At 70.4% G+C, this 14,117-nt stretch carries 7 protein-coding genes; all 7 read left to right on the forward strand.

Annotated features, from left to right (window positions below):
• The first annotated feature begins 37 nt into the window (after positions 1-37).
• The 7 genes from ppc to ABNK63_RS03390 all read left to right on the forward strand — a co-directional run bounded on the left by ppc (position 38) and on the right by ABNK63_RS03390 (position 14,067).
• On the forward strand, positions 38-2,743 hold the full coding sequence (ppc, locus tag ABNK63_RS03360; RefSeq protein ID WP_350016693.1) for a phosphoenolpyruvate carboxylase: 2,706 nt from the start codon (positions 38-40) through the stop codon (positions 2,741-2,743).
• Positions 2,744-2,843: 100 nt separating this feature from the next.
• Entirely contained in the window at positions 2,844-4,475 is a 1,632-nt protein-coding gene (locus ABNK63_RS03365; protein ID WP_350016694.1) for a HEAT repeat domain-containing protein, read from the forward strand.
• Between the two features lie 177 nt (positions 4,476-4,652).
• A complete protein-coding gene (locus ABNK63_RS03370) occupies positions 4,653-5,906 on the forward strand; it encodes an HlyD family efflux transporter periplasmic adaptor subunit (protein WP_350016695.1) in 1,254 nt (417 codons plus the stop codon).
• Between the two features lie 65 nt (positions 5,907-5,971).
• Positions 5,972-6,736, forward strand: coding sequence for an ABC transporter ATP-binding protein (locus tag ABNK63_RS03375; protein WP_350016696.1), 765 nt, complete (start codon positions 5,972-5,974; stop codon positions 6,734-6,736).
• Entirely contained in the window at positions 6,733-9,174 is a 2,442-nt protein-coding gene (locus tag ABNK63_RS03380; RefSeq protein WP_350016697.1) for an ADOP family duplicated permease, read from the forward strand. Before ABNK63_RS03375 ends, ABNK63_RS03380 begins: the two co-directional genes overlap by 4 nt.
• Positions 9,175-9,208: 34 nt before the next feature.
• Positions 9,209-11,650: an ADOP family duplicated permease gene (locus ABNK63_RS03385; RefSeq protein WP_350016698.1), complete on the forward strand. Its 2,442-nt coding sequence runs from the start codon at positions 9,209-9,211 to the stop codon at positions 11,648-11,650.
• Positions 11,647-14,067 (forward strand): ADOP family duplicated permease, encoded by a 2,421-nt coding sequence (locus tag ABNK63_RS03390; protein ID WP_350016699.1) that lies wholly within the window; start codon positions 11,647-11,649, stop codon positions 14,065-14,067. The genes ABNK63_RS03385 and ABNK63_RS03390 overlap by 4 nt, the downstream gene beginning before the upstream one ends.
• Positions 14,068-14,117 lie beyond the last annotated feature (50 nt).

Raw genomic sequence — 14,117 nt, forward strand, 5'->3', positions numbered from 1 at the left:
GTTAGGCTGGGGGCTTGACCAGCCAGGGAGCCACCGCGTGGAACAGAGTCGCGAACCCGAATTCCTGCCGCCGGACGGCCCGCTGCGCGAGGACGTGAGCCGGCTCGGCGCGATGGTCGGCCGCATGCTGGCCGAACAGCGCGGTGACGCGTTCTTCCGGCGCGTGGAGCAGGTGCGCACCGCGGCCATCCATCGTCGCCGCGAAGGTGCTTCGGTGGACGAGCTGGCCGACTCGCTGGCCGGCCAGGACGCCGCCCAGGCCGAGGCGCTGGCCCGCGCGTTTGCCACTTACTTCCAGGCCGTCAACACGGCCGAGCGGGTGCACCGCATCCGTCGCCGCCGCGACTACCAGCGCGAGGGCAGCGCGCCGCAGCCCGAATCGCTGCTGGCCGTGCTGGGTCGGCTCAAGGCCGAAGGCGTCGGCGCCGACGAACTGGTCGGCTGGCTCGACCGCCTGTGGATCGAGCCGGTGTTCACTGCGCATCCCACCGAAGCCGTGCGCCGCTCGCTGCTGGAGAAGGAGCAGGCGATCGTGGCCTCGCTGATCGATGGTTTCGATCCCCAGCGCACGCCGCAGGAATGTCGCGAGGACGACCAGCGCATCTACATGGCGCTGTCCGCCGGCTGGCAGACCGCCGAGGCCTCGCCGGTGCGGCCCAGCGTGCAGGACGAGCGCGAGCACGTGGACTTCTACCTGACCCATCCGCTGTACCGGATCGTGCCGGCGCTGTACGAATCGCTGGCCCAGGCGCTGCAGGACACCTACGGCCTGGCGATCCGCCTGCCGCGGCTGCTGCGCTTCGCCAGCTGGGTCGGCGGCGACATGGACGGCAACCCCAACGTGGGCGCCGACACCATCGCCGACTGCCTCGACTCGCAGCGGGCCATGGTCATCGAGCGCTATCGCGAAGACGTGGCCGCGCTGGCGCGGGCGCTCAGCCAGACCGAGGGCCGCGTCGAGGTCACCGGGGCCTTGCTGGCACGCCTGGCCGATTACCGGGCGCGCTTTCCCGCGGCCGCGGCGCAGATCCGCCCGCGCCACGCCGACATGCCGTACCGCTGCCTGCTGCAGCTGATCGGCGCGCGACTGGCGCTGACCCAGGAGCTGCAAACGGACGGCTATGCGTCCAGCCAGGAATTGCTCGACGACCTGCAGCTGATCGCCGACAGCCTGCTGCAGCATCATGGCGTCCATGCCGGCGCCTATTCGGTCGAACGCCTGCTGTGCCGCGTGCGCACTTTCGGCTTCCACCTGGCCCGGCTCGACGTGCGGCAGGATTCGCGTGTGCACGACGACGCCCTGGCGGCGCTGCTCGGTGATGCGGAGTGGGCCAGCCGCGAGGGTGCCGAACGCGCCGATCGCCTGCGTCCGTACGCCAGCGGCGAGGCGAGGTTTCCCGACAGCGACGACGACAGCGCCACGTCCCTGCAGGCCGTGTTCGCCACCTTGCGCGACAGCCGGCAAAGCCACGGCGTCGAGGCCACCGGCCTGTACATCATCAGCATGGCGCGCAGCGCCGCCGACGTGCTGGCAGTGCTGGCACTGGCGCGGCGGGGCGGGCTGGTCGACGAGACGAAGGACGTGCCGCTCAACATTGCTCCGCTGTTCGAGACCGTCGACGACCTGAAGAACGCGCCGGCCACGCTGCGCGCACTGCTCGACGATCCGGTCTACCGTCGCCACCTCGCCGCGCGGGGCGACCAGCAGTGGGTGATGCTGGGTTACTCCGACAGCGGCAAGGACGGCGGCACGCTGGCCTCGCGCTGGGGCTTGCAGCGCGCCCAGGTGGAGTTGCTGGAGGTGGCTAACGAAGCGCGCATCCAGCTGGCCTTCTTCCACGGTCGCGGCGGCTCGGCCAGCCGCGGCGGCGCGCGCATCACGCCTGCGCTGATGTCCTCGCCGCGGGGCGCCGTGGCCGGCGTGTTGCGGGTGACCGAGCAGGGCGAGGTGATCCATCGCAAGTACGGCATCCGTGCGCTGGCGCTGCGCAATCTGGAACAGACGGTCGGCGCGGTGCTGCGCGCCAGCCTGCGGCCACGCGAAAGCGAGCCGCGCGAACGGCGCTGGCGCGAGCAGATGGACGCCTTGTCCGCGGCCAGCCGCAAGACCTACCGGGCCTTCGTCGAGCGCGCGGGCTTCGTCGACTATTTCCGCAGCGCCACCCCGGTGGACGTGATCGAGCAGATGACCCTGGGCTCGCGCCCGGCCAGTCGCCGCAGCATGCGCGGCGTGCAGGACCTGCGCGCGATCCCGTGGGTGTTCGCCTGGACCCAGTGCCGCTCGATCCTGCCCGGCTGGTACGGCCTGGGCAGCGCGCTGGAGCAGGGCGCGGGGGAGTTCGGTGAGGACGCGCTGGCCGGGATGGCGCGCGACTGGCCGTTCTTCGCCAACCTGCTCGACGACGTGGAGATGGTGCTGGCCAAGTGCGACCTCGACATCGCCGAGGCGTTCTCGAAACTGTCCGGCCCGTTGCACGACGAATTCTTCGGCCTGATCCGCGACGAGTTCGCCCGCACCCGTCACTGGCTGCTGCAACTGAAGCGCAGCGACGCCCTGCTGCAGGACGCCCCGCGCCTGGCCGCCTCGATCCGCCTGCGCAATCCCTACGTCGATCCGATGAGCCTGCTGCAGGTCGACCTGCTGCAACGCTGGCGCGACGGCGGCCGCACCGACGACGCCGTGCTGCAGGCCCTGGTCGCCTGCGTCAACGGCGTGTCGCAGGGCCTGCAGAACACCGGCTGATACATTCCATGGGGGCACCATGCAAGGATGGCTTTTTTGGCTGGGACTTCTGCAGGCGGCACCGGTGGTCGCAACGCCGTGCGCCAGCCTGGACCGCTGCATGCAAGAGTTTCACGTCGCCGCGTCAACGTTGACGCCTGGCACGTGGTACCCGTCGTGCGATGCCTTGCGCGAACGGTTCGAAGTCTACGGTGAAGAAGCCAAGCAACGATTGCTGGCCACGGCCAATGCCTCGAACCCGGCCGAGCGCGACATCGCGGGTTGCCTGCTGGCGGGCTGGCCGGCGTGGTCGCCATCCGACCTTCCAGCGTTGAAGCAGGCGATCTCGCGTGAACGCGGTGGCGGCTGGATTGTGCGCGCGCTGGCGAAGTTTCCGGTCGAACAGGCCGCGGCCTTGGTCATCCCGATCGTCGAGCGCGAAGGCGGGATGAACCAGGCCGGTTTCGTGCTGGGCGAAATGCTGCCCCGGGCCTTGCCGCAGGTGTTGCGCAGGATGGCCCACGCACCCGGGGCCGAACGCGACAACCTCGCTGCCGCGCTGTCATTTGACTCCTCGCTCCCCGAAGCAGCTCCCTCCCGGACCCCCATGCTGCGGGCTCTGGTCGACGCAGCGACGAATCGTTCGCTTCCCGCCGACGAGCGGGAGCAGGCGCTGCGGCTCGTTGCCGCCTTCGGCGAGCGGGCACGCTCGCACGGCGCTGCGATCCGGCCCCTGGCCAGTGACCGTGACCCGCGGTTGCGCAAGGCTGCGCATTCCGCCTTGCGCTCCATGCTTGATCCTTCAGTGCTGGGGGAGATCCTGGCCAGCTGTCCGCCGCCAGGAACCGAGGCTGCGTTCAAGCCGGATCCCGGCGCGCCACCGCCGCTGGTGGATGCGCCCGGCGAAAGCGAGGCAGCCGATTGCTTCGGCGCCTTGGCCGGCATGGGGCAGGATGTCGGACAGGTGGCGCCGCAACTGCTGCCTTATCTGGAATCCACGTCCTGGCGATGGCGGATGCAGACTGCGGAGGCGCTCGGCCAGTTGGGCAACCGTTCGGTGAGTTCGGCCCTGCATCCCCTGCTTCAGGACCGCGACTGGCAAGTCGTGGCCGCCACGATTCTTGCCGAGGTCCGGCTGGGCGACGAGACAGCCGTTCCGGCGCTGCGGCAGGTCGCGCAGACACACTGGTTTGCCGCAGTCCGGCGCGCCGCCGACGAGGCCGTCGCGGCCCTGCAGGCGGGCAAGCCCAAGGCGCTGGAATCGCTGTACAGGACGGATAACCGGTTCGCCAACCTGCTCTGGAACAATCCGCTCGCCAAGGAGGCGGCCAGCTGTGCATTGCCTGCGGCGACGCGAGCGCCAATGAGCTTGGATCTTCACGGCGGCACGCTCGGCGGAAGCGATCGCGGGGAGTTTGGCGGCAACCTGACATGGATGCGCGCGGGCGCTCCGCCGAAGTTGCTGCTCGAAAGAAACGTCAGCGGCATGCTGAAGTTGTCCGATCGCACGGCGTGGGTGATCACCGGCCTGTCGCACATGGGCATGGAATACGCAGCGGTCTACCGGGTCCAGATAGCAGGCGACGGCAAGGTCGCGATCTCCCGCCTGCTGAACCTGCCCGCGGCCAGTCGCGATCTTTCGATCGACGGAGATGGACTGCGCAGCAGCGGCTGGGTCGGCTCGTACCTGCTGGTCCCCGCGGATGCCGGAGGTAGATCGGTGCGGATCAGCCGGGTCGATTGCACGCACTGAAGACACTGGATGCGGCGCAGCGGTCGCGATCTTGCGCGCCATCATGATGGCGCGCCGCGATGTACGACTCCGGACGCCACTGTCCGTCTTCGAACGGGCGTGATGGTCGACAGGCAGGACGTTTCCTTGTGGGACGGGCATCTGGCGGCGTGGCACGGCCCTTGCTCTGATCGGCGCATGGATATCGCCAAACCGCTCGCCGCCCAGCGCAAACGTCGTCGCCGCCAACTCGCCATCGCCGGCGGCGTGTTGCTGCTGGCGGGTCTCGTCATCGGTGCCGTCAATCTCGGGCCGGCGCTGCCCACGGTGGAGCGATCGGCGGCCTGGATCGATACCGTGCAGCGTGGCGACATGCTGCGCGAGGTGCGCGCGCCGGGCACCCTGGTGCCGCGCGACATCCACTGGCTGGCGGCGCAGACCAGCGCCCAGGTGAGCAAGATCGAGGTGTGGCCGGGTACCCGCGTGGAGGCCGACACGGTGCTGCTGCGACTGTCCAGCCCGCAGGTGGACAGTGACCTGCGCAACGCCCAGGCGCAGGTCGCCGCGGCCGAGGCGCAGGTGGCCGCGAAGCAGGCCGCCCTGCAGTCGCAGTTGCTGGACGAGCGTTCCTCGCTGGCCCAGGCCCAGGCCGACTATGCCTCGGCGAAGGTGCGCAGCGAAGCCGATGCGAAGGCGATGGAGAAGAACCTGATTCCGCGGGTGCAGTACGAGCAGGAGCTGATCGCGGTGAAGCAGCTGCAGCATCGCACCGACGTGGAGCAGCAGCGCGTGCAGGCGTTCGGTGCCGGCATCGCGGCGCAGATGGCGGCGGTGCGGGCGGAGCTGCAGCTGCAGCAGAGCAACCTGCTGCTGCGCCAGCGCCAGTCCGATGCGTTGCAGGTGCGCGCCGGCATCGCCGGCACCTTGCAGCAGGTCGCGGTGCAGGAAGGTCAGCAGGTGGCTGCCGGCGCCGACCTGGCGCGGGTGGCGCGCGGCGACGTGCTGATCGCCCGGCTGCGCGTGCCCGAGGTGCAGGCCAAGGACGTGGCGCTGGGCATGGCCGCCCAGGTGAATACCTACAACGGCCTGATCGACGGCACCGTCACCCGCATCGATCCGGCGGTGGTGGACGGCAGCGTGCAGGTGGACGTGACGCCGTCCGGCGCACTGCCTGCGGGGGCGCGTCCCGATCTTTCGGTGGACGGCCGCATCCGCATCGCCGAACTCAAGCAGGTGCTGTCGATGGGACGCCCGGCCCAGGTCGAGCCGAACAGCGAGGCCAGCCTGTTCCGTCTCGACGCCTCCGGCAACACCGCCAGCCGCATCAAGGTACGGGTGGGCGCCACCTCGGTCGACCGGGTGCAGATAATGCAGGGCCTGCAGCCGGGCGACCGCGTGATTCTTTCCGACACCAGCCAGTGGGACAAGTATGAGCAGCTGCGCCTGCGCTGATTCGAGCAGCGGCACGGCAGCCTGATCGACATCTTTCCGGACTCTTCTTTCAACAGGACGACCGCATGAACGACACCACCAACGTCATCACCCTCGGCGGCATCCGCAAGGTGTTCCAGGCCGATGAGGTGGAAACGCACGCGTTGAGCGACGTGCACCTGGACGTACGCCTGGGCGAGTACGTCTCCATCTCCGGCCCGTCCGGCTGCGGCAAGAGCACGCTGCTGTCGATCCTCGGCCTGCTCGACACCGCCGACGCGGGCAGCTACGTATTGAGCGGGCATGACGTCGCGGGGATGAACGCTGCCGAACGCGCACGCATCCGCAACGCGGAGATCGGCTTCATCTTCCAGGCGTTCAACCTGATCGGCGACCTCAGCGTGCAGGAAAACGTGGAGCTGCCGCTGACCTACCGCAGCGGCATCGGCGCGGCCGAACGGCGCGAGCGGGTGCAGGAGGCGCTGGAGCGGGTCGGCATGGCGCACCGCATGCGGCATTACCCGGCGCAACTCTCCGGCGGTCAGCAGCAGCGCGTCGCGGTGGCCCGCGCCCTGGTCGGCAAGCCGGCGATCCTGCTGGCCGACGAACCCACCGGCAACCTCGACTCGCGCAACGGCGAGGCGGTGATGGCCCTGCTCGACGAGCTGCACAAGGGCGGCGCCACCATCTGCATGGTCACCCACGACAGCCGCTACGCCGAACTGGCCCAGCGCAAGATCCGCATGTTCGACGGCCGCGTGGTGGACGAGGAAACCTTCGACCGGCTGCGCCGCGAGGACGAGCAGCGCATCGACGCCTTGATCGGCCAGCGCGTGGAAGTCGACGCGTGAACATCTGGGTCACCGAAATCTGGCGCGCGTGGCGTGCGAGTGTGCGCCGCCCGGGATTCCTGCTGCTGGCCACCGGCGTGCTGGCACTGGGCATCGGCGCTACCGTTGCGGTGACCACGCTGATCGGGAACACCTTGTGGCGGCCGTTGCCGGTACCGCACCCGGAGCAGCTCATGGTGCTGGGCCAGTTGAGCGACAGCGGCCATCCCGGCGGCATCTCGCCACATGAATACCAGTATCTGGACAAGCTCGACGGCGTCACCTCGCTGGGCCTGGAACGTCCCGGCTCGACGGTGAACATCGCTGGTGCGGGTACGCCGGCGCAGGTGCCGGTGATCTACATCGACCGGGGCATGCTGCCTGCGTTGGGCCTGCAGCCCGTGCTGGGGCGCAATTTCGATGTGCGGGAGGATCGTCCGCACGGACCGCCTGCCGTGATCCTCGGTCACGGCTTCTGGCAGCGCAGCTACGGTGGCGATACGCGCGTGATCGGGCGCAGCCTGCGTGTGGAAGGCTTGCCGCGCACCATCGTCGGCGTGCTGCCGGCCGGCTTCAACACGGTGCTGGGACCGGGCGACGTGATATTGCCGACGGCGCTGCCGCCGGCGAGTCGCGAGTACAGCCACAACGGCACCGTGGCGATCGCAAGGTTGGCCAGTGGTGCCGACATCGCCGCAGTGTCGGCCCGGGTCGATGCACGCGAGCGCGCGATGTATCGCGACATGGCGATGGGTGGCAACTGGCAGAAGCCGCGCTTCGGTGCCGGCGACCTGGTCTCGACCGTGCAGCGGGATGCGCGGCCAATGCTGCTGCTGTTCCTGGCCAGCGCGTTGCTGGTGCTGCTGATCGCGCTGGTCAACCTGACCAACCTGATGCTGCTGCGTGCGCTGTCACGCAATCACGATGCGGCGGTACGCAGCGCGCTGGGCGCGTCGTTGCCGCGGCTGATGTTGCCGGCGCTGGGCGAAGGCTTGCTGGTGGGCGGCGTCGGCGCCTTGCTGGGCATGGCGTTTGCCGTGATTGGCCTGACCCTGCTGCAGGGATTCATTCCCGCCGAATGGTTGTGGGGCGGGCGGTTGCGCATCGGCGCCGCGGCCTGGGTGCTGGCGTTCGGCGTGGGCCTGCTGGGCGCGCTGCTGGCGGCGGTGCTGGCGCTGTGGCGCAGCCGCAGCGCGACCACGGTGGACGAACTGCGCGAAGGCGGGCGCAGCGGCATCGGCCTGCGCAGTGGCCGGCTCGGCCGCGTGCTGGTGGTGGCGCAGGTGGCGCTGGCGGCGGTGTTGCTGTGCGCGGCCGGCGTGTTCATGCACGGGCTCTACGACGCGTCGCAACTGCGGCTGGGCTTTGCCGATGACCACGTGCTCACGTTCGATCTGGCGCCGGTGCAGGCCAGGTATCCGGACGTGGCCGCCGTACACGATCTGTCGCAGCGACTGGTGCAGCAACTGCAATCGATACCGGGCGTGACCGATGCGACGGCAACCACCAACCTGCCTGCCAGCAACGGCATGGTCGGCCAACTCCAGACCTCCCCGCACACACCGGACGGCAGGGAATTCGTGTCGCAGTACCACGGCATTGGAGAAGGCTTCTTCGGCCTGTTTGCCATCCCGCTGCTCGAGGGCCGCGGCTTCACCAGCGGCGACGTGCGCGGAAGCGAGCCGGTGGCCATCGTCAGCAAGGACCTGGCCGACAAGTACTACGACGGCCGAGCGGTCGGCAAGATGGTCGAGGTGCCGAGCACAGGCGACGAGTTCCGGCCGGTGCGCATCGTCGGCGTGGTGGGCGAGACCTACCAGCGCGGTCCGCTGCAGCCCATGCAACCCGTGCTGTACGTACCGCTGGCGCAGATGCCCGATCCGGTGATGACGATCATCCGCAACATGGAGCCCTTGCGCTTTGCATTGCGCGGCCACGGCAACCCGATGGACTGGCAGGCCGGCGTGCGCAGGGTTCTGGCGGAAGTCGCTCCCGAACAGCCCATCGCGAACTTGCGCGACATGCGCGGCATCGTGCGCCAGACCACGCAGAACGCCCGGCTCAGCCTGTGGCTGATCGGCCTGTTCGCCACGCTGGCGCTGATGCTGGCGGCGGCGGGCCTGTATGCGGTGATGGCCGTGGCGGTGGCCGCGCGCGAGCGCGAGTTCGGCGTGCGCATGGCGCTGGGCGCCGCGCCGCGGCGTCTGCTTGGCCTGGTGTTGCGCGGCGGTCTGATCCAGATCGCCGCAGGGCTGGCCATCGGGGTGGCGATCGCGTTGGGTGCATCGCATGCGTTGGCGGTGTTGCTGATGACCCTGCTCGGCCGCAGCAACGCGTTCGATCCGGCAGTGGTGCTGGGGGTCTGCGCGACGCTGGCGGCGACGGGTCTGCTGGCCTGCCTGTGGCCGGCCGTGCGCGCGGCACGCGTGCAGCCGATGCGCGCTCTGCGGGGGGAGTGATGGCGATGAATGGCACGATGCAGGAGGTCACGCGATGAACATCTGGCTGGCGGAAATCTGGCGCGCCTGGCGCGCGAGTCTGCAGCGCCCGGGTTTCCTGCTGCTGGCCGCCGGCGTGCTGGCGCTGGGGGTCGGCAGCACCGCGGCGGTGTTCACCCTGATCGAGCAGGTGCTGCTGCAGCCGCTGCCGGTGCCGCAGGCCTCGCGGCTGCTGGTGGCTGGCCCCCGCAATGGCGACCATGTCAGCTCGGTGTCGCCGCAGCAGTACCAGCACATGCAGTCGCTGGGCGGCGTGCAATCGATCGGCCTGATCCAGGATGGCCCGAAGTTGAACATCGCCGGTGACGGCCAGCCCGAGCTGGTGCCGGCGAGCTACGCCGATCGTGGCCTGCTGCCGACGGTCGGCCTGCCCCTGCGGCTTGGCCGCAACTTCAGCGCCGAGGAGGACCGGCCGCACGGGCCGCAGGTGGTGATCCTGGGCCACGGTTTCTGGCAGCGCCGTTATGGCGGCGACGCCGGCGTGATCGGGCGCAGCATCTCGATCGAAGGCGCACCGCACACCATCGTCGGCGTGCTGCCGCAAGGTTTCGCCGCGCTGGGCTTCGCGGGCGACGTGGTGCTGCCCGCCGCGCTGCCGCCGGACAGCGTCAACGACGGCACCAACTACATGGCGCTGCTGCGCCCGAACGCCGGTGTGGGGCCCGCCACGGTGGCGGCCGAGGTGGACACGCGCCTGCACGCGATGTACGTCGCGCTGGGCGACGACTACTGGAAGCGCGCCCACTTCGGCACGCAGCCGTTCGGCGCCTGGCAGCATGCCGATGCCGGCCACGTGCTGACGCTGTTCCTCGCCAGTGCGCTGTTCGTGTTGCTGATCGCGCTGGTCAACCTGACCAACCTGATGTTGTTGCGTGCGCTGTCGCGCAGCCACGATGCCGCGGTGCGCGGTGCGCTGGGGGCGCCGATGTCGCGACTGGCGTTGCCGGCGCTGGCCGAAGCCCTGCTGGTCGGCGTCGTCGGCGCACTGCTCGGCGTGCTGCTGGCGATGGTCGGCCTCGGCGCCTTGCAAGGCCACATGCCGGCGGAGTGGTTGCCGAACGGTCGGCTGCATTTCGATGCCGCGACGTGGCTGCTGGCCCTGCTGCTCGGCCTGGGCGGCGCGCTGCTGGCCGCGGCGCTCGGTCTGTGGCGCGGCCGCCGCGCCGCCGGGATCGACGAATTGCGCGAGGGCGGACGCAGCGGGCTGGGCCTGCACAGCGGCCGCCTGGGCCGCGTGCTGGTGGTGGCCCAGGTGGCGCTGGCGACCGCGCTGCTCAGCGCCGCGGGCCTGTTCCTGCACACGCTGTACGACGCCGCGCGCACGCCGCTGGGTTTCGACAGCGACGGCATCCTCACTTTCGAACTGGCGCCGGTGCTGGCCGACTATCCCGATGCCGCCGCGGTGGATCGGCTGTCGGCGCGCGTGCTTGAACGCCTGCGCGCGATACCCGGCGTGACCACGGCGACCTCCACCACCAACCTTCCGGCGGACCTGTGGAGCGGCCAGTTCAACCTCGGCGGCCTGCATTTGCCCGGCAGCGGAGAGATGTACAACACGCAGTACCGCGGCGTCGGCCCCGATTTCTTCGCGCTGTTCGGCATCGCCACACGCGAGGGGCGCACGTTCGACCGCAACGATGTCCGCGGCGGCGAGCCGGTGGCGATCGTCAACCGGGCGATGGCCGAGAAGCACTATGGCGGCCAGGCCCTCGGCAAGCTGATCCAGCGTGGTGAACGCGGCGACCATGCCGGACTGTGGTCGGCGCGCATCGTGGGCGTGGTCGGCGACACCAACCAGTTCGGTCCGCTGGAGGAACAGCCGGAAGTGCTGTACGTGCCGCTGGCGCAGATGACCGACAACGCCATGGCGATCTTCCGCAGCTTCGAACCGATGCGCTTCGCGCTGCGCGGTCATGGCGACCCGAACGCGTGGCGCGACGCGCTGGCCGCGGCGGTGGGCGCCGTCGCGCCGAACCAGCCGATCGCCAACGTGCGCAGCATGCAGGGCATCGTGCGCAGCACCACCGCCGACATGCGCCTCAACCTGTTGCTGGTCGGCATCTTCGCCGCGCTGGCGCTGCTGCTTGCGGCGGCCGGCATGTACGCGGTGATGGCGGTGGCGGTGGCCGCCCGCGAACGCGAGTTCGGCGTGCGCAGCGCGCTGGGCGCCTCGCCGTGGCGCCTGATCCGGCTGGTGCTGCGCGGTGGCCTGTGGCAGATCGGGCTCGGCCTGGTGCTGGGCGTCGGCCTCGCGCTGGGACTGTCCGGCGTGCTGCGCGCGGTGCTGCAGGACATCGGCCGCCGCGCGGTCGACCCGGTCGCCCTCGGCGGCGTCTGCGCGGTGCTGGCCGTGGCCGGTGTGCTGGCCTGCCTGGTGCCGGCGCTGCGTGCCGGCCGGGTCCATCCGATGCGCGCATTGCGCGGGAGCAGGGAATGATCGTCCGTGAATTTCGCAATGCATGGCGGCGCCTGGCGCGTCGCCCCGGGTATGCGCTGCTGTCGGCAATGGTGCTCGGCGTGGGCCTTGGCGTGACGCTGTTCCTGTTCAGCCTGGTCAACACGCTGATCCTCGATCCGCTGCCGCTGCCGCACCCCGAACGCATCCTGGCCGTGGGCGAGCCCTCGCGCAGTGGCCATGGCATCGATACGCTCGACAGCGACCAGTACCTGGCGCTGCGTGGCCGGCTGGGCGGCGTCGACCTGCTCGGCGCCTACGTGGCCACCGGCGCCGGCGTGGAGCAGGGCCGCGGCGCGAACTACTACCAAGGCAGCCGCGTGACTGCCTCGATGATGACGCTGCTGGGCATCCGGCCGCTGCTGGGGCGCGGCCTGCAGCCGGCGGACGAGGCAGCCGGCGCGCCAGCCGTGGTGCTGCTGGGCGAGAACCTGTGGCGGCGCGGTTTCAACGCCGATCCGCAGATCGTGGGGCGCGCGGTGCGGGTCAACGGCGAGTGGGCCACGGTGGTGGGCGTGCTGCCGGCCGATGCGACGAGCATGCCGGTCACCAACAGCCAGGTCTGGATGCCGTTGAAACTGCTGCCGGGCGAGCACCGCGACGTGTGGGGCGTGGTCCGGCTGGCCCCCGGACAGCAGCTGGCGCAGGCGCGCGCGCAACTGGATGCATGGGCTGCCCGCCTGCAGGCGGCGCTGCCGACGGGGCGGCATACGCGGGGCGTCATCATCAAGCCGTGGAAGTTCAGCTTCGTGCCCGAGGACATGCGCCAGTGGGTGTGGCTGATGTTCGGCGCCGCGGTGCTGGTGTTGCTGCTGGCCTGCGTCAACGTGGCCAACCTGCAACTGGTGCAGACCCTGCAGCGGCGCCACGAACTGGCGTTGCGCAGCGCGCTGGGCGGCAGTCGCGCACGACTGGTATCCGGCGCGCTGCTGGAAAGCCTGCTGTTGAGCCTGGCCGCCCTGGCGCTGGCATTGCCGATCGTGCACTGGGGCAATCGCTGGATCGTCTCGGTGTACTTCAAGGATGCAGCGGGTGCGGTGCCGTTGCATCATTTCGGCCTCGACGGTCGCGTGCTCGCGGCAGCATTGGCGGCGGCGCTGCTCAGCACGGCTTTGGCGGGCGTGATTCCAGCCTGGCGCGCCTCGCGCGCCGACCTGCAGGATCTGCTGCGCGATGGCGGCAAGGGTTCGGGCGCCGGTTTCGCCCGGGCGGCGAGGATCATGGTGATGGCGGAAGTCGCCTTGACCGTGGTGCTGCTGGTGGGGGCGGGCACCTTCGTGCGCGCGGTGGGCACCGTGCTGTCGCAGCCGATGGCCGGCGCGGCGCATGCCGCGCACGTGCTCACCGCCGAGGTGATGCTGCCTGCGGCCGACTACGGCGACGACGCGCAGCGCATCCGCTTCTTCGACGCGGTCGGCGAGCGCCTGCGCCAGGGCGCCGGCGTGGTCGACGCCACGGCGTCGGACACCGTGCCAGGCGCCGTGCTGGGCAGCCATGAAGACGTATCGCTGCCGGGCCAGCCGCAACCTGCGGACGGCTGGCCGCGGGCGCAGATGGCCATCGTCGATGCGCATTTCCCCGGCACCTATGGCGTGCGTTTGCGGGAGGGCCGCTTCTTCGACGCGCGCGACCGTGCGCACAGCGTGCCGGTGGCGGTGGTCGACGCGAAGATGGCCGCGGCGACATGGCCGCACGGCGATGCGCTGGGCAGCACGCTGGTGCTGTGGCCGGGCCGTCCGTCCGCCCGCACGCTGACCGTGGTCGGGGTGATCGAGCCGCTGCAGCTGGACGGCGTACTGGAAAAGCCGCGGCCGGGCCTGCTGTTGCCGCTGGACCAGTCGGTCGGGCAAGGCCCGTTGCACGCGGTAGGGCTGGCGGTGCGCACGCATGCCGTCGCCGACAGCGCCGCGCAACAGCTGATCGATGCCGTGCACGCGATCGAGCCGCAGGCGGCGGTGTACGGCATGCGCAGCCAGGCCGCCGCGATGGCCGAGGCGCGCGTGGGCCTGACCGTGCTCAGCAGCGTGTTCGGCGCGCTGGGGCTGGTGGCGCTGCTGCTGGCCGGCGCGGGCCTGTACGGCGTGCTGGCGTTCGCGGTGGCCCAACGCACGCGCGAGATCGGCATCCGTCGCGCGATCGGCGCCGGCAACGCTGCGATCGCGCGCGAGGTGGGGCGACAGTTGCTGTGGCAGCTCGGGCTGGGACTGGGTGTCGGCCTGCTGCTGGCCTGGCCGTGGTCGGCGCTGCTGGCCGACCCGGGCTTGCACACCCGGGCGCACGACATGCGCGTATTCGCGCCGGTCCTGCTGACCGTGTTGCTGGTGGCGCTGATCGCCTCGCTGGTGCCGATGATTCGCGCGTTGCGAGTGGCTCCCGCCGTCGCCCTGCGCTACGAATGATGCGCGTGTGCGCGGCGGAGTCGATATGCTGCGCTGAACCCGCGAACGGA

The organism is Rhodanobacter sp. IGA1.0, assembly GCF_040208325.1.
Taxonomy (GTDB): Bacteria; Pseudomonadota; Gammaproteobacteria; order Xanthomonadales; family Rhodanobacteraceae; genus Rhodanobacter; species Rhodanobacter spathiphylli.